This window comes from Pantoea sp. EKM20T (assembly GCF_011800485.1).
Taxonomy (GTDB): domain Bacteria; phylum Pseudomonadota; class Gammaproteobacteria; order Enterobacterales; family Enterobacteriaceae; genus Pantoea; species Pantoea agglomerans.
This window is the reverse complement of the sequence record NZ_JAALFW010000015.1, coordinates 1-19,945: the sequence shown is the minus strand read 5'-3', so window position 1 is coordinate 19,945 and position 19,945 is coordinate 1. Positions and strand designations below refer to the sequence as shown.

The following is a 19,945-nucleotide window of genomic DNA, read 5'->3' as shown; positions in this document are numbered from 1 at the left end:
TGTCCGGAGTGACAATGTACGATCAATATGACGCCCTGATTTTCGATATGGACGGCACGATTCTTGATACTGAGCCGACACATCGAAAAGCGTGGCGTCAGGTACTGACGCGTTATGGATTAACGCTGGATGAAGCACGTATTATCGACTTCAATGGCGCACCAACCTGGCGGCTGTCGCAGTTCATCATTGAATCCAATCAGTCGTCACTCGACCCTCATCTTCTTGCCGCAGAAAAAACCGCTGCCGTGAAAGCGATGCTGCTGGAAAACGTGAAGCCACTGCCTTTAATGGAGGTGGTGAAAGCGTATCACGGGCGTCGTCCGATGGCGGTCGGTACCGGAAGCGAACACAGCATGGCAGAGGCGTTACTGACGCAGCTGGGCGTACGTGAGCTCTTTTCGGCCGTCGTCGGTGCTGACGACGTACAGCGTCATAAACCTGAGCCTGAAACCTTCTTACGCTGCGCTGAGCTGATGGGTGTGACGCCGGCACGTTGTGTGGTGTTTGAGGATGCGGACTTTGGTATTCAGGCAGCGAAGGCGGCAGGTATGGCTGTGGTGGATGTCCGCTTACTGTGAGTGACGTTCTTACCTATGCCTCGATGTTCGGCAGCAGCTTTTTAAGTGCAACGCTCCTGCCGGGAAGTTCTGAAGCACTGCTGATAGCACTATTGATAGCAAAAAAGACATCAGTTTACGGGTTGCTTTTGGCCGCATCACTGGGAAACACCTTGGGCGGCTTAACCAACATTCTTATTGGTCGCTTGCTGCCGTTAAAACGTCAGGGGCGATGGCATGACACAGCAATGACGTGGTTGCACCGACTGGGACCTGCAGCACTGTTATTCAGCTGGCTGCCAGTGATAGGTGATCTGCTCTGCGTTCTGGCAGGCTGGTTACGTTTCGCCTGGCTACCCGCGATGCTGTTTCTCGCTGTCGGCAAAACACTGCGTTATATCGTTATCGCGACTGCCACATTACAGGGTATGCAATGGTGGCATTGATTCGCACAGATTCGAGGCTACGGTTAACATTATGCTGAACAAAAATAAATTATTATCACAGCGGGGGGGTAATGTGATCCCGGACGTATCTAAAGCGCTCTCCTGGCTGGAAGCGCATCCCAATGCCCTTAAAGGTATTGGCCGTGGCATCGAGCGTGAAACGCTGCGTGTACAGGCAAATGGCGAGCTGGCAAAAAGCGGCCACCCGGAATCTCTGGGGTCGGCGCTGAAACATGACTGGATCACCACTGACTTTGCCGAAACGTTGCTGGAATTTATTACGCCAGTGGATCACAGCATTGATCATATGCTGGCATTCCTGCGCGATATTCATCGTCACGTTGCCCGTGAACTGGGTGATGAACGCATGTGGCCGTTTAGTATGCCGTGCGTGATTGACGATGCGGACAATATTGAGCTGGCGCAATATGGCACGTCCAATATTGGTCAGATGAAGACGCTCTACCGCGAAGGGCTGAAAAACCGCTACGGCGCGTTGATGCAGACCATCTCCGGCATTCACTATAACTTCTCACTGCCACTCTCATTCTGGCAGGAGTGGGCTGACGTGAAAGATAAGGAAAGCGGAAAAGAGACGATCTCGGCGGGCTATCTGCGGCTGATCCGCAACTATTATCGCTTCGGCTGGGTCATCCCCTATCTGTTTGGCGCATCGCCTGCTATCAGCTCCAGCTTCCTGCAGGGCCGTGAGAGCGCGCTGCCGTTCGAAACCAACGACAAAGACACGATGTGGCTGCCGTATGCCACCTCACTGCGTCTGAGCGATTTAGGCTACACCAATAAATCGCAGAGCTCTCTGGGCATCACGTTTAACTCACTGGAAGGCTATGTCACCGCGCTGAAGAAAGCGATTAAGACACCGTCAGAAGAGTATGCAGCGATGGGCACTAAAGATGCCGACGGTAACTGGCTGCAGCTCAACACCAACGTGCTGCAGATTGAAAACGAGCTCTATGCGCCAATCCGGCCTAAGCGTGTGACACGGTCGGGTGAAGCGCCCTCTGATGCGCTGCTGCGTGGTGGTATTGAGTACATTGAAGTGCGATCGCTGGATATCAACCCGTTCTCTGCGATCGGCGTAGATGAGAATCAGGTTCGCTTCCTCGACCTGTTCCTGATCTGGTGTACCCTGGCCGATGCGCCGGAAATGAGTGCAGATGAGTTGCAATGCACCCGTATAAACTGGAACCGGGTTGTGCTGGAAGGGCGTAAACCGGACCAGAAAATTGCCGTAGGCTGCGGAGAAGCGGAACATTCGCTGGTTGAAGTGGGCAAAACCTTGTTTGCCGATCTGCGTCGGGTTGCTGAAGTGTTAGACAGTCATAATCAGGACAGCACGGAATATCAGCAGGTTTGCGATCAACTGGTAGCATCGTTCGACGATCCTGAGCTAACCTACTCAGCGCGCATCCTTCAGGCAATGAAGGACAACGGTGTAACCGGAACCGGCGTGGCGCTGGCTGAACAGTATCGCCATCTGCTCTGCGAAGAGCCGCTGGAAGTGCTGACAGAAGAAGATTTCACGCGTCAGGCGCAGGCGTCTGTTGCTGCACAGCAGCAGCTGGAAGCGAATGATAAGCTGGATTTTGAAGCGTATCTGGCGAGCCGGGAAGGGTAGAAAAGAAAAAGGCCACATCAATGTGGCCAAATTAACATCTCTGTTGTCAGGGATGATGATAACAAATGCGCGTCTTTCATATATTCAGACGTTGGGCGAACAGAAAAGTTTCATCGTTTTAAAAAAAATTCTCAGAACAGGAGGTGACGTATGCCACTACTGGACAGTTTTACCGTTGATCACACCATCATGGGCGCACCGGCAGTTCGCGTGGCGAAAACCATGAAGACTCCGCATGGCGATACGATTACCGTTTTTGACCTGCGTTTTTGCCGCCCGAACATTGATATTCTCACTGAGCGTGGCATTCATACGCTGGAGCATCTCTTTGCCGGCTTCATGCGTGATCACCTGAATGGTGATGGTGTGGAAATCGTCGATATCTCGCCAATGGGTTGCCGCACCGGCTTCTACATGAGCCTGATTGGTACACCAGACGAGCAGCGCGTTGCCAAAGCGTGGAAAGGGGCGATGGAAGATGTTCTGAAAGTGAAAGATCAGAACCAGATCCCTGAGCTGAATGAATACCAGTGCGGCAGCTACAAGCTGCACTCACTGGATGAAGCGCAGCAGATCGCCCGCAATGTGCTGGCGCATGAGATCGGTGTTAACCGCAACGAAGATCTGAAACTGCCTGCTGAAAAGCTGAAAGAACTGCACATCTAGTCAGGGCTTTGCTGCTAAAAAAAACGCCGCATCATGTCGATTGCGGCGTTTTTTTATCGCTTCAGGAACCTACCGATTTTTTCAGTGGCGTCTTCGGCGTGATGCGCACTTGTTTAATCATGTTGTCCTGCACGTCCAGAATATCGACGTTGTAGTGGCCGATCTGAACACGGGTGGCGATGGCAGGGATCTCTTCCAGCGCTTCCAGCAGCATGCCGTTGATGGTGCGCGCTTCCTGCTCTGGCAGTTGCCAGTTAAACGCCTTGTTAATTTCACGCACACTGGCGCTGCCTTCAATCAGCACGGACCCATCATTCTGCGGCATCACTTCTTCTGCCAGTGATGGTGACATGGAGGTGGTGAAGTCACCCACGATCTCCTCCAGAATGTCCTCTATTGTCACCAGCCCTTTGATGTCGCCATACTCATCCACCACCACGCCCGCTTTCTCTTTGTTGCGCTGGAACTTCACCAGTTGGGTGTTCAGCGGTGTCCCTTCCGGGATGTAGTAGATCTCATCGGCGGCGCGCAGCAGCGTCTCTTTGGTGAACTCTTTTTTCTCCGTCATCATGCGCCAGGCTTCGCGCACCCGCAGCATGCCGACGCAGTCATCCAGCGAGTCCCGGAACAGCACAATGCGGCCGTGTGGCGAGTGGCTCAACTGGCGCACCACCGACTTCCAGTCATCGTTGATATTAATGCCGACGATCTCGTTACGCGGAACCATGATGTCATCAACGCTGACTTTCTCCAGGTCGAGCACGGAGAGCAGCATGTCCTGATTACGGCGTGACATCAGGCTACGTGACTCATAGACGATGGTACGCAACTCCTCTTTGCTCAGCGCGGAGTTAATGGCACCGTCAGCGCGGATACCCGCCATCCTCATCAGCAGACGGGTAATGGTGTTGAGTAGCCAGACCAGCGGCAGCATGATGTATTGCAGCGGGACCAGCAGCAGGCTGCTGGGAAAGGCGACGCGTTCGGGATAGAGGGCCGCCACTGTTTTCGGCAGCACTTCAGCAAATACCAGCACCACAAAGGTCAGGATACCGGTTGCGATCGCAACCCCTTCGTCACCGTGAATACGCATGCCAACAATGGTGGCAAGTGCGGAAGCCAGAATATTCACCAGGTTATTGCCGATTAATACCAGGCTGAGCAACCGGTCGGGGCGACGCAGTAACTTCTCCACCCGGCGTGCGGGGCGACTGCCGTTTTTGGCCTGATGGCGCAGCTTATAGCGGTTAAGCGTCATCATTCCGGTTTCCGACCCGGCAAACCAGGCGGAAACCAGTACCATGACGCAGAGAATAATAATCAGCGTGGTGGTTGAAACATTCTCCAACGCAGAACTTCCTTTTTAACGAGAGGTGGGGACAAGCAGATGCTGCAGGATGCGACTGCCGAAGTAAGCCATGGTTAACAGCACCGCACCGCTGCAGTTAAACCAGACGACGCGGCGACCACGCCAGCCTTCATGATAGTGCCCCCAGAGCAAAACGATATAAACAAACCACGCGATGATAGAGAGCACGGCTTTATCGACGTTTTCTGCGCTGAAGAGATCCTGCATATAAAACAGACCGGTGCAGAGCACCAGCGTCAACAGGACGACGCCCACCTGGGTGATGTGAAACATTTTACGTTCAATGGTCAGCAGCGGCGGCATATCCTGTGTGAACGCCAGGCGCTTGTTTTTTAACTGGTAATCGATCCACGCCAGCTGCAGTGCATAGAGCGCGGCAATAATCAGCGTCGCGTAGGCGAACAGCGACAGGCCGATATGAATCATCATGCCTGGCGTGGTTTCCAGATGGGTGATGAACGCATTGGGCACAAAAGTGGCGAAGGCCAGATTGATCAGCGCGAAGCTGTAAACAATCGGCAGCAGCAGCCAGCCACGGTTGCGTGACGCCACAATGGTCATGATGGCGCAAATCAACAGGCTGACCAGCGAGCCTATGTTGAGCAGGCTTAAATTCTGTCCGCTATCAACAGCAAATATGCGTTGCTGCAAGGCCACCGCGTGTGTCACCAGCGCCACACAGGCAGAGAGCATCGCCATTCGCCGCCAGCCGCCGTTACGTTTCAACAGGCTGGGAATGATCAGGGCAAGACTTAAGGAGTAGGCGAATAGCGCCACTATCGCGAAAACGAACATAGATCCTTTCAGGTTCAGTCAGATAAGGAAAAAGGCAGTATAGCGCCAGCCGAAGCAGGCTCCAAACGATCTGAGGGGCAATTGCAGAGATCGCTGAGGCTTCGTGTTATAATCCGCCGCATTCTGCCGATCAGGCGCCTCGCGATCTTTTTTTTAGTGAGAGACCATGTTTGATAATTTAACCGATCGTTTGTCGCAAACCCTGCGAAACATCAGCGGCCGCGGAAGGCTGACTGAAGAGAACATCAAAGAGACCCTGCGTGAAGTGCGCATGGCACTGCTTGAGGCTGACGTTGCGCTGCCGGTAGTGCGTGACTTCATCAACCGTGTGAAAGAGAGCGCGGTCGGCCATGATGTGAATAAAAGTCTGACTCCAGGTCAGGAGTTTATCAAAATCGTTCGTAACGAGCTGGTTACGGCGATGGGTGCAGAGAACAATGCACTCGACCTGGCTGCTCAGCCGCCAGCCGTGGTGCTGATGGCGGGTCTGCAGGGTGCCGGTAAAACGACCAGCGTCGCTAAGCTGGGTAAGTTCCTGCGTGAGAAGCACAAAAAGAAAGTCTTAGTGGTTTCTGCCGACGTCTATCGTCCGGCGGCAATCAAACAGCTGGAAACGCTGGCACAGCAGGTGGGTGTGGATTTCTGCCCATCCGATCTCAGCCAGAAGCCGGTCGATATCGTTAACAATGCGCTGCGTGAAGCTCGCCTGAAGTTCTACGATGTACTGCTGGTGGATACCGCCGGTCGTCTGCACGTTGACGAAGCGATGATGGACGAAATCAAACAGGTTCATGCCGCGATCAATCCGGTAGAAACGCTGTTTGTGGTCGATGCCATGACCGGTCAGGATGCGGCAAACACGGCTAAAGCTTTTAATGAAGCGCTACCGCTGACCGGTGTTATCCTGACCAAAGTCGATGGTGATGCACGAGGCGGTGCGGCGCTGTCGATTCGTCATATCACCGGTAAGCCGATTAAATTTATGGGTGTCGGTGAAAAAACCGATGCACTTGAGCCGTTCTATCCGGAGCGTATTGCTTCGCGTATCCTCGGCATGGGTGACGTGCTGTCACTGATCGAAGATATCGAAAGCAAGGTTGACCGCGATCAGGCTGAGAAACTGGCTAAGAAGCTGAAAACCGGCGACGGTTTTGATCTCAACGACTTCCTTGAGCAGCTGAAGCAGATGCGCAACATGGGCGGCATGGCCAGCCTGATGGGCAAACTGCCCGGTATGGGACAGTTGCCTGACAATGTGAAGTCACAGATGGATGACAAAGTGCTGGTGCGCATGGAAGCGATCATCAACTCGATGACACGCAAAGAGCGTGAAAAACCAGAGATCATCAAAGGCTCACGCAAGCGCCGCATTGCGACCGGCTCCGGTATGCAGGTGCAGGACGTTAACCGCTTATTGAAGCAGTTTGACGATATGCAGCGTATGATGAAGAAAATGAAGAAGGGCGGTATGGCGAAAATGATGCGCGGCATGAAGGGTATGATGCCGCCAGGTTTTCCTGGCCGCTAAAGCGTTCCACAAAAAAGCCCGAAATGGCACGGTTTAGGTTGCTTTTTTCGCCAAAATGAGTAAAATTTTCGGGCTTTTTATACAGCACCCGGACCCCGTTCCTCGATGGGGGCCGGGTGTTTTATTAACTGAAGAGGATGTTATGGTAACAATTCGTTTGGCACGTCACGGCGCTAAAAAGCGTCCGTTCTATCAGGTCGTCGTCACTGACAGCCGCAATGCACGCAACGGTCGTTTTATCGAGCGCGTTGGTTTCTTCAACCCGATCGCATCTGGTCAGGCTGAAGGTCTGCGTCTTGATCTGGATCGTATCGAGCACTGGGTTGGCCAGGGCGCAACGCTTTCTGATCGCGTTAACGCGCTGGTCAAAGAAGCTAAGAAAGCAGCTTAATCTGTCACGGTGGTGAGCATGAGCAGACAAATTGCCGCACAGCCTCCTGTTAACCCGATTGTATTGGGTAAGATGGGAGCCGCCTACGGTATTCGCGGCTGGCTCAAAGTGTTTTCCTCCACTGAAGACGCTGAAAGCATCTTCAACTACCAACCCTGGTTCATCCAGCGCGCCGGTAAATGGCAGCAGGTCGAACTGGACGGTTGGAAGCACCACAATCAGGACCTGATCATCAAAGTCAAAGGCATTGAAGATCGGGATGCGGCGGCTCAGTTAACCAATTGCGAAATTCAGGTTGACTCGACGCAGTTGCCATCGCTGGAAGAGGGCGACTACTACTGGAAAGACCTTATGGGCTGCCAGGTAGTTAACCTTGAAGGCTACGAGATGGGTAAAGTCATCGATATGATGGAAACCGGCTCGAACGACGTTCTCGTCGTTAAGGCAAACCTGAAGGATGCATTCGGTGCTCAGGAGCGGTTAATTCCGTTTCTTGATGAACAGGTTATCAGGAAAGTCGATCTCTCTACTGGCATCATTGAGGTAGATTGGGATCCTGGTTTTTGATCTCCGAATCGAACGGTAACGTAACGGCGAATACAATGTGGATTGGTGTTATTAGCCTGTTTCCAGAAATGTTTCGCGCTATTACCGATTACGGGGTAACTGGCCGGGCTGTAAAAAACGGTCTGCTCAGCATTCAGAGCTGGAGTCCTCGTGACTTCACGCACGACCGGCACCGTACCGTGGATGATCGTCCTTACGGCGGCGGACCGGGAATGCTGATGATGGTACAACCCTTACGGGATGCCATCTCCGCAGCGAAAGCAGCGGCAGGTGATGGGGCCAGGGTGATATATCTTTCACCTCAGGGTCGCAAACTGGACCAACAGGGCGTTTGCGAACTGGCGGCACGGGACAAGTTAATTCTGGTCTGTGGCCGTTATGAAGGGATTGATGAGCGCGTAATCCAGACCGAAATTGATGAAGAATGGTCAATCGGTGATTACGTTCTCAGCGGCGGGGAACTGCCAGCGATGACGATGATTGACGCAGTCGCCCGGTTTATTCCTGGCGTGCTCGGCAAGCAGGCGTCAGCCGATGAGGATTCGTTCTCGGAAGGTTTGCTGGATTGTCCGCACTATACCCGACCTGAAGTGTTAGACGGCGTGGAGGTCCCGGCAGTATTACTGTCAGGCAACCATGCTGATATCCGCCGCTGGCGTCTGAAGCAGTCGCTAGGCCGTACCTGGCTGAGAAGACCTGAACTTCTGGAAAACCTGGCTCTGACTGAAGAGCAAGCAAGGTTGCTGAATGAGTTCCAGCGGGAATCTCAGCAGCAACAAAACGATGATGTGGAAGAGTAAGCTCTTCCCCGACTATCAGTTTACCCAGGATATGAGATTTAATTATGAGCAACATTATCAAGCAAATTGAACAAGAGCAGATGAAACAGGACGTACCTTCCTTCCGCCCGGGTGATTCCGTGGAAGTGAAAGTATGGGTCGTTGAAGGTTCTAAAAAACGTCTGCAGGCATTCGAGGGCGTGGTTATCGCTATCCGTAACCGCGGTCTGCACTCTGCATTCACTGTTCGCAAAATTTCTAACGGCGAAGGCGTTGAGCGTGTATTCCAGACTCATTCACCTGTAATTGACAGCATCGCTGTTAAACGTCGTGGCGCTGTGCGTAAAGCCAAACTGTACTACCTGCGTGAGCGTACTGGTAAGTCTGCTCGTATTAAAGAGCGTCTTAACTAAGGTATCGCTAACGCGACATCTAAAAGTTAATAGCAAACAAGGGGTTGGCATCTGCCAGCCCCTTTTTTATGTCACAGTCAACCTTACTGCCTGCAGTTAACCGTCGTCCGGCCGCTGAAAATGATAAATCGCGGTATTAACCGGCCCTTCCTCTAATACGATCAGGCCATAGCGACAGCCAATGAACTGACCACCGCACTTCTCAGCCACGCCCCGACTGGCCAGGTTATCCTCTGCTGCCAGAATCTCAATCACCCGGGTCTCTGGGCGTGAAAACCCCAGCGGCAGCAACGCGGCCACCGCGCGGCTGGCGATTCCCTGACGCTGTGCATCACTGCGAACCCAGTAGCCAATTGCGCTGGTGTCACCCGGATGACGGGCAAAGCGTATTCCTGCGCCCCCCAGCAGCTGGTCATGCTGATCAACGATGGCAAACTCTTCCGCTTCCTCTTTCATCCGTTGCCAGTGGGTAAAGCGGATCCAGCTTTCTGCTTCATGAGGCTGATAATCGTGATGCGCCCAGACCATCCATGGGATAAGGCTATCCAGCGAGGCATTAACCGCAGTGGTAAACGCAGATACGTCGCTGAGCTCAAAAGGTCGCAGATAAATATTTTGTGGTGATGGGTACATAACTCTCTCAGCGCGAACAGAATGATTCTTTTATTCTGCCTGTGGGTAGAAGAAAGGCAATAACCTTAACTGTAAACTTATTTGTACAATTGTCTTTGGTTTTTTGTGGTTGGGGTTTTTATTATATTCATGATTTTATTGTTTATTTTAAGTATATTTCGCACCCTTCTTCATCCGTGGTAATAAAAGTGTACATATAATATTGCGCTATGTATTGTCTGTGATACAGTATTTGCATTCCTCAGTGAGGAGTCCATGACTGCCAATACGAGCCAAAGGATCGCCATCATGCAAAAAGACGCGCTGAACAATGTGCATATCGCCGGTGAACAGGTATTAATCACGCCTGAAGAGCTGAAAGCGAAGTTTCCACTGACCACTGAACAGCAGGATCAGGTCGCGGCGTCGCGCCAGACTATCTCTGACATTATTGCCGGCCGCGATCCGCGTCTGCTGGTGGTGTGCGGACCCTGCTCAATTCACGATACCGAAGTGGCACTGGACTATGCTCGTCGTCTGCAAACCCTTTCTGAACAGCTGAAAGATCAGCTCTTTATCGTGATGCGCGTCTATTTTGAAAAACCTCGTACCACCGTCGGCTGGAAAGGGCTGATCAACGATCCTTTCATGGATAACTCGTTTGATATGGAAGCGGGTCTGCACATTGCGCGCCAGCTGCTGGTGAACCTGGTTGAAATGGGTTTGCCTCTGGCCACTGAAGCGCTGGATCCCAATAGTCCGCAATATCTGGGCGACCTGTTCAGCTGGTCTGCCATTGGCGCACGTACCACTGAATCGCAGACGCACCGTGAAATGGCCTCGGGCCTGTCGATGCCGGTAGGCTTTAAAAATGGCACCGATGGCAGTCTGGGAACGGCAATCAACGCCATGCGTGCTGCCGCAATGCCACACCGTTTTGTCGGGATTAATCAGGCCGGTCAGGTCTGCCTGCTGCAGACTCAGGGCAATCCGGATGGTCACGTGATCCTGCGTGGCGGCAAAGCGCCGAACTACGGTCCTGAAGATGTCGCGCAGTGTGAAAAAGAGATGCTCAAGGCGGGACTGCGTCCAGCCTTAATGATAGATTGCAGCCATGGTAATTCGAACAAAGACTACAGCCGTCAGCCTGGCGTAGCGGAATCCGCTATTGCGCAGATCAAAGACGGGAACCGTTCAATCATTGGTTTGATGCTGGAAAGCCATATCAATGAAGGTAACCAGTCTTCTGAACAGCCACGCAGCGAAATGAAGTATGGCGTTTCCGTAACCGATGCATGCATCAACTGGGAAGTGACCGAAACGTTGCTGCGTGAAATGCATCAGGATCTGCAGGGAGTGCTGTCGGCGCGTCTGTCACAAGAGGTGTAAGAGCAATGGTGGCTGAACTGACCGCGTTACGCGATCAAATTGACAGTGTTGATAAAGCGCTGCTGGATCTGCTGGCTAAGCGACTGGAACTGGTGGCCGAAGTAGGTGAAGTGAAGAGCCGTTACGGCCTGCCTATCTATGTGCCTGAGCGTGAAGCGTCGATGCTGGCTTCCCGTCGTAAAGAGGCCGAAGCGCTCGGCGTCCCACCGGATCTGATTGAGGATGTGCTGCGTCGCGTGATGCGGGAATCCTATACCAGCGAGAATGACAAAGGCTTTAAAACCCTCTGTCCTGAACTGCGCCCGGTGGTGATTGTCGGTGGTAAGGGCCAGATGGGCCGGCTGTTTGAAAAAATGCTCGGGCTATCAGGCTACACGGTTAAAACGCTGGATAAAGAGGACTGGCCTCAGGCTGAGACTCTGCTCAGCGATGCCGGAATGGTGATCATTAGCGTGCCGATTCACCTGACCGAGCAGGTGATTGCCCAACTGCCACCACTGCCGGAAGATTGTATTCTGGTCGATCTGGCGTCGGTCAAAAACCGGCCTCTGCAGGCAATGCTGGCTGCCCATAACGGGCCTGTGCTGGGTCTGCATCCGATGTTTGGCCCGGACAGCGGCAGCCTGGCAAAACAGGTGGTGGTCTGGTGTGATGGAAGACAACCGGAAGCGTATCAGTGGTTCCTGGAGCAGATTCAGGTCTGGGGTGCGCGTCTGCATCGTATCAGCGCTGTTGAGCATGACCAGAACATGGCATTCATTCAGGCGCTGCGTCACTTTGCTACCTTCGCTTATGGTCTGCATTTAGCCGAAGAGAACGTCAATCTGGATCAGCTGCTGGCGCTCTCGTCGCCCATTTACCGGCTTGAACTGGCGATGGTGGGGCGGTTGTTCGCTCAGGATCCGCAACTCTATGCGGATATCATCATGTCTTCAGAGAGTAATCTGGCGCTGATAAAACGCTATTACCAGCGGTTTGGTGAAGCGATTGCGCTGCTGGAGCAGGGCGACAAGCAGGCGTTTATCGCCAGCTTTAACCGGGTTGAACAGTGGTTTGGCGATCACGCAAAACGCTTCCTGGTCGAAAGCCGAAGCCTGTTGCGATCGGCCAATGACAGCCGCCCATAAATGACAGCCATCCATCAATGAAAAAGGCATCCAGTTGGATGCCTTTTTTCTTCTTTTTATTCGCCAGGTTCAGCGGGCACCACATTTTCGCTGGGGTAACAGCCCAGTACCTTCAGAGAGCGGGTCATGGTCTGTAATTCCTGCAGCGCCTGCTGCATCCGCTCTGATTGCAGGTTGCCCTGCACATCTATGTAAAACATCTCTTCCCACGGATTACCATTAATCGGGCGGGACTCCAGCTTGCTCATAATCAGGTTGTGCTGACGCAGTACCAGCAGCGCGTCGACCAGCGCACCCGCCTGCTGGCCGGTTGCCATAATCAGCGTGGTTTTCGCTGGCACCTGGTCAGAAACCTCGATTGCTTTGCGGGCCAGCACGATAAAGCGGGTGTGGTTCTGCTGCTGATTCGCCAGATTACGTTCCAGCACCTGCAACTGATAGAGTTCGCCGCCGGCCTCACTGCCCAGCGCCGCCACCTTAGGTGAGTTGAGCGCAGCCACTTTCTCCATCGCTGCCGCAGTACTCTCGGTATATTCGATTTTCCAGTGCGGGAAACGATTAATAAACTGGCTGCACTGCTGGAACGGTTGAGGATGGCTGTAAACCGTCTCAATCTGCTGAAGATCGGTGGGGCCATTCACCAATACGCAATGGTCGATAGGCAATGTCAGCTCGCCCACGATTGAGAGGCTGGTCTGTTGCAGCAGATCGTAGACATCGTTGATCGAGCCTGAACTGGTATTCTCAATCGGCATCACGGCGTAATCAGCTACGCCATTTTCGACCTGTTTGATGATGTCGTGAAACTTCAGGCAGCCACACTCCACCATGCTATCGAAATGGCGCGACGCGTAGTTGCGTGCTGCAAGATGCGAATAAGAGCCTTTCGGGCCCAGGAAGGCGATACGGGCGGCATGCGCATGGGGATGGTTGAGGTTTTTTTGCAGCAGCGCTTGCTGAGTCAGCACGGAATCTTCAATTACCAGCTGGAACAGACGGGTGATGTAGTGCGCATCCAGGTTGTGTGCCTTACCCAGTACGATGAGATTCTCCAGTAGCGCGCGTTCGCGCTCCACATCCCGAATCGGGCGATGCGTCGCCAGTTTCGCTTGTGCAACTTCCACTGCCAGCAAACGACGCTCGGCCAGCAGCGTCAGAAGTTTTTTATCCACGGCGCTGATTTTATCGCGTAGCGCCAGCAATGGATTATCGGGATTCATAGGGCTCACCTGTATGCTATCCAAAAAAAAAAGCCTCCCGGTTGGGAGGCTTTGGTGTTCGTCTTCGCTTTCATTTTCACACGACGAATGGCCTCCCGTTCAGGGGAAGGTAAAAAAGAAAGCGAAGAAAAACAGATCAAGTTTCATGGTAATGTCCGAAAAGAGAGTGACCTGAGAGTAACCGTACTGCTTAAAAGCTGTCAATAAAAAACGCGCCCGCAGGCGCGTTAAGAAACAGCGTTAAGAAAATCAGGACTCTTCGTCGGCGGGAATGATGTCTTTCACGCTGGCACTGGCGCGGCGTGCTTCAGACTTGTGCTGAACTTTATTCAGCTGACGCTCGAGCTTGGCAATCAAATCGTTGATAGCGGTATACATATCATCGTGCTTGGCGCTGGCCACCAGAGTCCCGTTAGGTGTGTTAATAGTGGCGTCAGCCACGAATTCTTTGGGCTCTTTGGAAAGGACAATATGTGGATTAATCAGGTCGGTTTGCCATTTTTCGAGCTTGGCGAGACGGTCTTCAACATGGCTTCGGATTGCCGGAGTGATGTCCATTTGTTTACTGGTAATGTTCAGAATCATCGTTCTTACCTCTCTGTCATTTCCGTCTTGGTCTTCTCAGCATAGCGCGAAAAAGCGTTCAATGTGGGATTTCGATCACGAAAAAATGTCACTTTTTGTCAGTCACAACATTCTGTGAGAAAGGCAGAGAAACTGGCCGAAATGGCTTGAAGCGAAACGATTAACACGGCATGCTTGATGAGTTAGCTCGCTGAGAACAGATCCAAATCTGACTGTTCTGTGAGCAAAAAAAAGCAGCCCTGAGAGGCTGCTTTTTTTATGGCTTAGAATCTGTCTGACTATCAGCTTTTGTTAGCTGCAATGATTTTCGCCACTTTATCGGCTTCAGCGTTCAGCTGCAGATTGCGGTAAGCATTCTCCATCAGCGGCAGGGCATCGTGTGTTGCCTGCGTATCCGGATAATCGCGCATCATACCTTCGACACGGTTAACAACCGCGACATAAGCCTCACGCTTAGTATAGAATTGCGCCACTGACAGCTCATATTTAGCCAGACGGTCTTTCAGATAGACCAGGCGTTTCTGAGCATCAGCCGCATACTGGCTGTTCGGGTAACTCCGCAGCAGCTGGGAAAAGTCGCGGAAAGCATCACGAGCGTGCGTCGGATCGCGGTCAGAACGATCAATACCAAAGAAGCCCTGCAGCGCGGAGTCATCCAGCGCCATGTCCGTCAGACCTTTCATATAGATGACATAGTCAATGTTCGGATGCGTGGGGTTCAGACGCATAAAGCGAGCAATGGCAGCCTGCGCCAGGGGCAGATCGGCATTTTTATAGTACGCGTAGATTAAATCCAGCTGCACCTGCTGCGAATAAGGACCGAACGGATAACGATTATCCAGCGCTTCCAGTTGCTTAATCGCAGCTTTAAAGTTACCGTCCTGCAGCTTTTGCTGCGCTGTAGCATAGATTTCAGAAGGCGGGCTGTCCGGTACCGCGTCATTTGAGCCGGAACAACCAACAAGTGCCAGGCTCAGTGTGGCAGCAGCCACCAGATGTTTCATACGCGTCATGACGAAGTGATTATCCTCAAATGTTATGGCGGAAGCTGTCCGTATAGCTCCCGGTAATGACCAGGTACGATAGCACATTATATTAAACGGCATCGCCGTGAAAACCCAACGTTAACGAAGAAGCTGTATATGGCACAACAAGTTCAACTCACCGCAACGGTATCCGAATCACAACTCGGACAACGCTTAGATCAGACTTTGGCGGAATTGTTCCCTGATTATTCACGTTCTCGCATAAAAGAGTGGATCCTCGATCGTCGCGTTACTGTAAACGGCGTCATGGTCGATACACCCAAAGAAAAAGTGCTGGGCGGCGAGCTGGTCGCGATTGACGCTGAGATCGAGGAGGCGCAGCGCTGGGAACCGCAGAATCTGCCACTCGACATCGTTTATGAAGATGAAGACATTATTGTCATCAACAAACCACGCGACTTCGTGGTTCACCCTGGCGCCGGTAATCCGGATGGCACGGTGTTAAACGCCTTACTTCATCACTATCCGGCGATTATGGATGTGCCGCGCGCGGGCATCGTACACCGCCTGGATAAAGACACCACCGGTTTAATGGTGGTCGCGAAAACCGTTCCGGCTCAGACGCATCTGGTGGACTCGCTGCAGCGTCGCGAAATCACCCGCGAATATGAAGCGGTTGCGATTGGCAATATGACTGCGGGCGGCACCGTTGAGCAGCCTATCAGCCGTCACTCAACCAAACGCACCCACATGGCGGTACACCCAATGGGTAAACCGGCGGTCACGCATTACCGCATCATGGAGCACTTCCGGGCCCATACCCGTCTGCGCCTGCGTCTGGAAACCGGTCGTACTCACCAGATCCGTGTGCATATGTCTCACATCAGCCATCCGCTGGTGGGCGATCCGCTTTACGGTGGCCGTCCGCGTCCGCCAAAAGGCGCGTCTGAAGCATTGATTACTACGCTGCGCGGTTTCGATCGTCAGGCACTGCACGCCACGATGTTGCGCCTCTATCACCCCATTAGCGGTATTGAAATGGAATTCCATGCTGCGCTTCCGCAGGACATGGTTGATCTCATCGCGGCGTTAAAAGCAGACACTGAAGAATTTAAAGACCAGTTGAATTGGTGATGAATCTGATTACTCCTCAATGGCCCGCTCCGTCACGCGTTCGGGCCTGCTCGACGCAGCGACAGGGCGGCATCAGCATATCGCCCTGGGATGCACTGAATCTCGGGGGGCATGTGGGGGATAATCCGGATGCGGTGGCGCGTAACCGGCAGTTGCTGTTGGAAGAGGCGGGTTTGCCTGCCATGCCGCAGTGGCTGGATCAGGTTCATGGCACTGAGGTTGTGCGTCTGACTGCAGGGGAAAGTACGCCATTACGTGCTGATGCCTGTATTACCGATCAGCCCGGTGTCGTCTGCGCCATCATGACCGCTGACTGTCTTCCGGTCCTGTTCTGTTCGCAGGATGGCACGGAAGTGGCGGCGGCACATGCAGGCTGGCGCGGACTTTGTGCGGGTATACTGGAAAATACGCTGGCGCAGTTTCGTTCGCCGCCTGATCAGATTCATGCCTGGCTTGGACCGGCAATCGGACCTGATGCGTTTGAGGTCGGCGCCGAAGTCCGTCAGGCCTTTATGGCTCAGGATCCCCGGGCTGTGCAGGCTTTCCGTCCATCAGGTGACCGCTTTTACGCCGACATCGGCCTGCTGGCGCAGATGCGACTACAGGCAGCGGGCGTGAATTCAGTCAGCGCCAGCAGCCGTTGTACCTTTACGCAGCGCGACGATTTCTTCTCTTTCCGCCGCGATGGGATCACCGGGCGTATGGCAACTTTGATCTGGCTGTTATAACCTTACGCCATAAGACGGTCCAGTTAGCGTATTTTTTACTCAAATCTCAGGTCATTAACCTTGAAATTTTGAGGGATGACCTCATTTAATCTCCAGTAGCATTTTGACCTGTAATGGGAGGAATTATGCGTCTGGATCGTCTTACTAATAAATTTCAGCTGGCTCTCGCCGACGCGCAGTCCCTCGCTCTGGGACACGACAATCAATTCATCGAACCTCTGCATCTGATGAGCGCATTGCTCAAACAGGAAGGCGGATCGGTTTCACCTTTACTGACTTCGGCCGGTGTCGACGTTACGCCATTTCGCGCTCAGGTTGAGCAGGCTATTGATCGCCTGCCACAAGTTGAAGGCAGCGAAGGCGATGTACAACCCTCATCTGACCTCGTCCGGGTATTAAACCTGTGCGACAAGCTGGCACAGAAGCGCAACGATAACTTTATTTCATCCGAATTATTTGTTCTGGCCGCGCTGGAATCGCGGGGCTCACTGGCCGATCTGCTCAAAGCAGCGGGCGCAACGCGCGAAAAAATCACCAGTGCGATTGAACAGATGCGGGGAGGAGACAACGTGAACGATCAGGGGGCTGAAGATCAGCGCCAGGCTTTAAAAAAATACACTATCGACCTGACCGAGCGGGCAGAGAAGGGCAAACTCGACCCGGTCATCGGTCGTGACGAAGAGATTCGCCGCACCATCCAGGTTCTGCAGCGCCGTACCAAAAACAACCCGGTACTGATTGGTGAACCTGGCGTGGGTAAAACCGCGATTGTCGAAGGGCTGGCGCAGCGCATCATCAATGGTGAAGTGCCTGAGGGTCTGAAAGGACGTCGGGTACTGGCACTGGATATGGGTGCGCTGGTGGCCGGGGCGAAATATCGCGGTGAATTCGAAGAGCGTCTGAAAGGCGTACTGAGTGACCTGTCGAAACAGGAAGGCAACGTCATTCTGTTTATCGACGAGCTGCACACCATGGTGGGAGCCGGTAAAGCGGACGGTGCGATGGACGCCGGCAATATGCTTAAACCTGCGCTGGCGCGTGGTGAACTGCACTGTGTGGGTGCCACTACGCTTGATGAGTATCGCCAGTACATTGAAAAAGATGCCGCGCTGGAGCGTCGTTTCCAGAAAGTCTTTGTGGCTGAGCCGAGTGTGGAAGATACCATCGCCATTCTGCGTGGTCTGAAAGAGCGTTATGAACTGCATCACCATGTGCAAATCACTGACCCGGCGATTGTCGCGGCGGCGACCCTGTCTCATCGTTATATTGCTGACCGGCAGCTGCCGGATAAAGCGATTGACCTGATCGATGAGGCAGCTTCCAGCATTCGTATGCAGATGGACTCGAAGCCGGAGTCACTGGATCGCCTTGAGCGCCGGATCATTCAGCTGAAGCTGGAGCAGCAGGCGCTGAAGAAAGAGGCGGACGATGCCAGTATCAAGCGTCTTGAAATGCTGGAAACCGAGCTCAACCAGAAAGAGCGCGAATACGCCGAGCTGGAAGATGAGTGGAAGACAGAGAAAGCCTCGCTGTCCGGCACGCAGAACATTAAAGCGGAACTTGAGCAGGCGCGTCTGAATTTAGAGCAGGCACGTCGCCAGGGTGACCTCGCTCAGATGTCAGAGCTGCAGTACGGTAAAATTCCGGCACTGGAAAAACAGTTAGCCGCAGCGACTCAGGCGGAAGGCAAGACCATGAAGTTACTGCGTAACCGGGTAACCGATGTGGAGATTGCCGATGTTCTGGCACGCTGGACCGGTATTCCGGTCGCACGAATGATGGAAGGTGAGCGCGATAAGTTACTGCGCATGGAGCAGGACTTACATGGCCGGGTCATCGGACAGGATGAAGCGGTTGAGGCGGTATCAAATGCTATTCGCCGTAGTCGCGCAGGCCTTTCTGATCCAAACCGGCCTATCGGTTCCTTCCTGTTCCTGGGGCCAACCGGGGTCGGTAAGACGGAGTTGTGTAAAGCGCTGGCTAACTTCCTGTTCGACAGTGACGATGCGATGGTTCGTATCGACATGTCTGAATTTATGGAAAAACACTCAGTATCACGGCTGGTGGGTGCACCTCCGGGTTATGTCGGCTATGAAGAGGGCGGTTATCTGACCGAAGCTGTGCGCCGTCGGCCTTATTCGGTCATCCTGCTGGATGAAGTAGAGAAAGCGCATCCTGATGTCTTTAACATTCTGCTGCAGGTGCTGGATGATGGGCGTCTGACGGATGGGCAGGGCCGCACGGTCGATTTCCGTAACAGCGTGGTGATTATGACCTCTAACCTGGGATCAGATTTAATCCAGGAGCGGTTCGGCAATCTCAGCTACCCGGAAATGAAAGATATCGTGATGGGTGTGGTCGGACAGCATTTCCGTCCTGAGTTCGTCAACCGTATTGATGAGGTGGTGGTGTTCCATCCGCTGGCTGAGAAACATATTGCGTCCATTGCGCAGATTCAGCTGCAGCGGCTGTACAAACGTCTGGATGAACGGGGTTATCAGCTGCACATCTCTGATGATGCGATCAAACTGCTGGCGGAGAACGGATATGATCCAGTCTACGGTGCACGTCCGCTGAAACGTGCGATACAGCAGCAGATCGAGAACCCGCTGGCTCAGCAGATCCTTGCCGGTTCGCTGGTGCCAGGCAAAACCATCGAAATGGATGTGGAGAACAACATCATTACTGCACATCAGTAAGGGTGTGGAATGAAAAACGGGCCTCTGGCCCGTTTTTTTTGCCCTTTTGAGGGATTTTTGCTTATTTAATACTCCTTTTGAGTGCAAAATGAACGGTCAGTAAAAAAGTCTCAATTTGCACTTGCGCTATCTGAGCCGTTCCCTATAATGCGCCTCCACTGACACGGCAAACCGGCAACGGAAAACGGGTCAGGAGGCACAGGAGACTGCGCCGCCGGAGAAAAACTTCTGAAATAGAGGTTGACTCTGCAGGAGGAAAGCGTAATATACGCCACCTCGCGACAGGACGCTAACGCACTGTTCGCACTGCTC

Annotated in this window: 21 protein-coding genes and 1 other annotated feature; of the genes, 14 read left to right on the top strand and 7 right to left on the bottom strand. The window is 53.1% G+C overall.

Annotation, left to right across the window (positions count from 1 at the left end; all coding sequences use genetic code 11):
- The first annotated feature begins 14 nt into the window (after window positions 1–14).
- From yqaB to luxS, 4 genes are all read left to right on the top strand, one after another.
- On the top strand, window positions 15–581 hold the full coding sequence (gene yqaB, locus HFD94_RS20055) for a fructose-1-phosphate/6-phosphogluconate phosphatase (protein WP_031594176.1): 567 nt from the start codon (window positions 15–17) through the stop codon (window positions 579–581).
- Window positions 578–1,006: a YqaA family protein gene (locus HFD94_RS20050; RefSeq protein ID WP_010248498.1), complete on the top strand. Its 429-nt coding sequence runs from the start codon at window positions 578–580 to the stop codon at window positions 1,004–1,006. The genes yqaB and HFD94_RS20050 overlap by 4 nt, the downstream gene beginning before the upstream one ends.
- 31 nt (window positions 1,007–1,037) lie before the next feature.
- A complete protein-coding gene (gene gshA / locus HFD94_RS20045) occupies window positions 1,038–2,645 on the top strand; it encodes a glutamate--cysteine ligase (RefSeq protein ID WP_033770020.1) in 1,608 nt (535 codons plus the stop codon).
- Between the two features lie 150 nt (window positions 2,646–2,795).
- The gene (gene luxS / locus HFD94_RS20040; RefSeq protein WP_009086888.1) at window positions 2,796–3,311 is read left to right on the top strand and encodes an S-ribosylhomocysteine lyase; all 516 of its coding nucleotides are present in this window, start codon (window positions 2,796–2,798) and stop codon (window positions 3,309–3,311) included.
- A 61-nt stretch (window positions 3,312–3,372) separates the two neighbouring features.
- Here luxS and HFD94_RS20035 read toward each other — a convergent pair whose 3' ends face one another.
- On the bottom strand, window positions 3,373–4,659 hold the full coding sequence (locus tag HFD94_RS20035) for an HlyC/CorC family transporter (RefSeq protein ID WP_022623780.1): 1,287 nt from the start codon (window positions 4,657–4,659) through the stop codon (window positions 3,373–3,375).
- Window positions 4,660–4,674: 15 nt separating this feature from the next.
- Window positions 4,675–5,475 carry an inner membrane protein YpjD gene (locus tag HFD94_RS20030; protein ID WP_010248489.1) on the bottom strand — a complete coding sequence of 267 codons (801 nt, stop codon included), beginning with the start codon at window positions 5,473–5,475 and terminating at the stop codon, window positions 4,675–4,677.
- A gap of 166 nt (window positions 5,476–5,641) precedes the next feature.
- On the opposite strand from HFD94_RS20030, the gene ffh reads away from it, so the two are divergent.
- From ffh to rplS, 5 genes are all read left to right on the top strand, one after another.
- On the top strand, window positions 5,642–7,003 hold the full coding sequence (ffh, locus tag HFD94_RS20025) for a signal recognition particle protein (protein WP_010248486.1): 1,362 nt from the start codon (window positions 5,642–5,644) through the stop codon (window positions 7,001–7,003).
- A gap of 142 nt (window positions 7,004–7,145) precedes the next feature.
- Window positions 7,146–7,394 (top strand): 30S ribosomal protein S16, encoded by a 249-nt coding sequence (rpsP, locus tag HFD94_RS20020; protein WP_003849041.1) that lies wholly within the window; start codon window positions 7,146–7,148, stop codon window positions 7,392–7,394.
- A gap of 18 nt (window positions 7,395–7,412) precedes the next feature.
- Complete coding sequence (gene rimM / locus HFD94_RS20015) at window positions 7,413–7,961, top strand: ribosome maturation factor RimM (protein WP_010248480.1); 549 nt, start codon at window positions 7,413–7,415, stop codon at window positions 7,959–7,961.
- A 35-nt stretch (window positions 7,962–7,996) separates the two neighbouring features.
- Window positions 7,997–8,761: a tRNA (guanosine(37)-N1)-methyltransferase TrmD gene (gene trmD, locus HFD94_RS20010; RefSeq protein ID WP_010248477.1), complete on the top strand. Its 765-nt coding sequence runs from the start codon at window positions 7,997–7,999 to the stop codon at window positions 8,759–8,761.
- 44 nt (window positions 8,762–8,805) lie between these two features.
- Entirely contained in the window at window positions 8,806–9,153 is a 348-nt protein-coding gene (rplS, locus tag HFD94_RS20005; RefSeq protein WP_003849035.1) for a 50S ribosomal protein L19, read from the top strand.
- A gap of 96 nt (window positions 9,154–9,249) precedes the next feature.
- On the opposite strand, the gene HFD94_RS20000 is transcribed toward rplS, so the two are convergent.
- Window positions 9,250–9,786, bottom strand: coding sequence for a GNAT family N-acetyltransferase (locus tag HFD94_RS20000; protein ID WP_010248470.1), 537 nt, complete (start codon window positions 9,784–9,786; stop codon window positions 9,250–9,252).
- Between the two features lie 288 nt (window positions 9,787–10,074).
- On the opposite strand from HFD94_RS20000, the gene HFD94_RS19995 reads away from it, so the two are divergent.
- Together HFD94_RS19995 and tyrA are read left to right on the top strand one after the other, a co-directional pair.
- Window positions 10,075–11,154, top strand: a complete 1,080-nt coding sequence (locus HFD94_RS19995; protein WP_010672116.1) for a 3-deoxy-7-phosphoheptulonate synthase — start codon at window positions 10,075–10,077, stop codon at window positions 11,152–11,154.
- Window positions 11,155–11,159: 5 nt separating this feature from the next.
- On the top strand, window positions 11,160–12,281 hold the full coding sequence (tyrA, locus tag HFD94_RS19990; RefSeq protein WP_010248465.1) for a bifunctional chorismate mutase/prephenate dehydrogenase: 1,122 nt from the start codon (window positions 11,160–11,162) through the stop codon (window positions 12,279–12,281).
- Between the two features lie 56 nt (window positions 12,282–12,337).
- On the opposite strand, the gene pheA is transcribed toward tyrA, so the two are convergent.
- From pheA to bamD, 4 genes are all read right to left on the bottom strand, one after another.
- On the bottom strand, window positions 12,338–13,501 hold the full coding sequence (gene pheA, locus HFD94_RS19985; protein ID WP_010248448.1) for a bifunctional chorismate mutase/prephenate dehydratase: 1,164 nt from the start codon (window positions 13,499–13,501) through the stop codon (window positions 12,338–12,340).
- Between the two features lie 23 nt (window positions 13,502–13,524).
- Window positions 13,525–13,649 (bottom strand) — a sequence feature (Phe leader region).
- Window positions 13,601–13,648 (bottom strand): pheA operon leader peptide PheL, encoded by a 48-nt coding sequence (pheL, locus tag HFD94_RS22925; protein WP_187507180.1) that lies wholly within the window; start codon window positions 13,646–13,648, stop codon window positions 13,601–13,603. It overlaps the preceding feature by 48 nt.
- A gap of 101 nt (window positions 13,650–13,750) precedes the next feature.
- A complete protein-coding gene (gene raiA, locus HFD94_RS19980; RefSeq protein ID WP_003849030.1) occupies window positions 13,751–14,086 on the bottom strand; it encodes a ribosome-associated translation inhibitor RaiA in 336 nt (111 codons plus the stop codon).
- A gap of 281 nt (window positions 14,087–14,367) precedes the next feature.
- Window positions 14,368–15,099, bottom strand: coding sequence for an outer membrane protein assembly factor BamD (gene bamD / locus HFD94_RS19975; protein WP_010248444.1), 732 nt, complete (start codon window positions 15,097–15,099; stop codon window positions 14,368–14,370).
- Between the two features lie 129 nt (window positions 15,100–15,228).
- On the opposite strand from bamD, the gene rluD reads away from it, so the two are divergent.
- From rluD to clpB, 3 genes are all read left to right on the top strand, one after another.
- Complete coding sequence (gene rluD, locus HFD94_RS19970; RefSeq protein ID WP_167433491.1) at window positions 15,229–16,206, top strand: 23S rRNA pseudouridine(1911/1915/1917) synthase RluD; 978 nt, start codon at window positions 15,229–15,231, stop codon at window positions 16,204–16,206.
- The gene (gene yfiH / locus HFD94_RS19965) at window positions 16,206–16,934 is read left to right on the top strand and encodes a purine nucleoside phosphorylase YfiH (protein WP_122889674.1); all 729 of its coding nucleotides are present in this window, start codon (window positions 16,206–16,208) and stop codon (window positions 16,932–16,934) included. The genes rluD and yfiH overlap by 1 nt, the downstream gene beginning before the upstream one ends.
- Before the next feature lie 113 nt (window positions 16,935–17,047).
- On the top strand, window positions 17,048–19,633 hold the full coding sequence (clpB, locus tag HFD94_RS19960; protein ID WP_029519628.1) for an ATP-dependent chaperone ClpB: 2,586 nt from the start codon (window positions 17,048–17,050) through the stop codon (window positions 19,631–19,633).
- Window positions 19,634–19,945 lie beyond the last annotated feature (312 nt).

Coding starts and splice junctions, on each gene's coding strand:
- yqaB (WP_031594176.1), top strand. CDS start 15: ATGTACGATCAATATGACGCCCTGATTTTCGATATGGACGGCACGATT.
- gshA (WP_033770020.1), top strand. CDS start 1,038: ATGCTGAACAAAAATAAATTATTATCACAGCGGGGGGGTAATGTGATC.
- luxS (WP_009086888.1), top strand. CDS start 2,796: ATGCCACTACTGGACAGTTTTACCGTTGATCACACCATCATGGGCGCA.
- HFD94_RS20030 (WP_010248489.1), bottom strand. CDS start 5,475: ATGTTCGTTTTCGCGATAGTGGCGCTATTCGCCTACTCCTTAAGTCTT.
- ffh (WP_010248486.1), top strand. CDS start 5,642: ATGTTTGATAATTTAACCGATCGTTTGTCGCAAACCCTGCGAAACATC.
- rpsP (WP_003849041.1), top strand. CDS start 7,146: ATGGTAACAATTCGTTTGGCACGTCACGGCGCTAAAAAGCGTCCGTTC.
- rimM (WP_010248480.1), top strand. CDS start 7,413: ATGAGCAGACAAATTGCCGCACAGCCTCCTGTTAACCCGATTGTATTG.
- trmD (WP_010248477.1), top strand. CDS start 7,997: ATGTGGATTGGTGTTATTAGCCTGTTTCCAGAAATGTTTCGCGCTATT.
- rplS (WP_003849035.1), top strand. CDS start 8,806: ATGAGCAACATTATCAAGCAAATTGAACAAGAGCAGATGAAACAGGAC.
- HFD94_RS20000 (WP_010248470.1), bottom strand. CDS start 9,786: ATGTACCCATCACCACAAAATATTTATCTGCGACCTTTTGAGCTCAGC.
- HFD94_RS19995 (WP_010672116.1), top strand. CDS start 10,075: ATGCAAAAAGACGCGCTGAACAATGTGCATATCGCCGGTGAACAGGTA.
- tyrA (WP_010248465.1), top strand. CDS start 11,160: ATGGTGGCTGAACTGACCGCGTTACGCGATCAAATTGACAGTGTTGAT.
- pheA (WP_010248448.1), bottom strand. CDS start 13,501: ATGAATCCCGATAATCCATTGCTGGCGCTACGCGATAAAATCAGCGCC.
- raiA (WP_003849030.1), bottom strand. CDS start 14,086: ATGATTCTGAACATTACCAGTAAACAAATGGACATCACTCCGGCAATC.
- bamD (WP_010248444.1), bottom strand. CDS start 15,099: ATGACGCGTATGAAACATCTGGTGGCTGCTGCCACACTGAGCCTGGCA.
- rluD (WP_167433491.1), top strand. CDS start 15,229: ATGGCACAACAAGTTCAACTCACCGCAACGGTATCCGAATCACAACTC.
- yfiH (WP_122889674.1), top strand. CDS start 16,206: ATGAATCTGATTACTCCTCAATGGCCCGCTCCGTCACGCGTTCGGGCC.
- clpB (WP_029519628.1), top strand. CDS start 17,048: ATGGGAGGAATTATGCGTCTGGATCGTCTTACTAATAAATTTCAGCTG.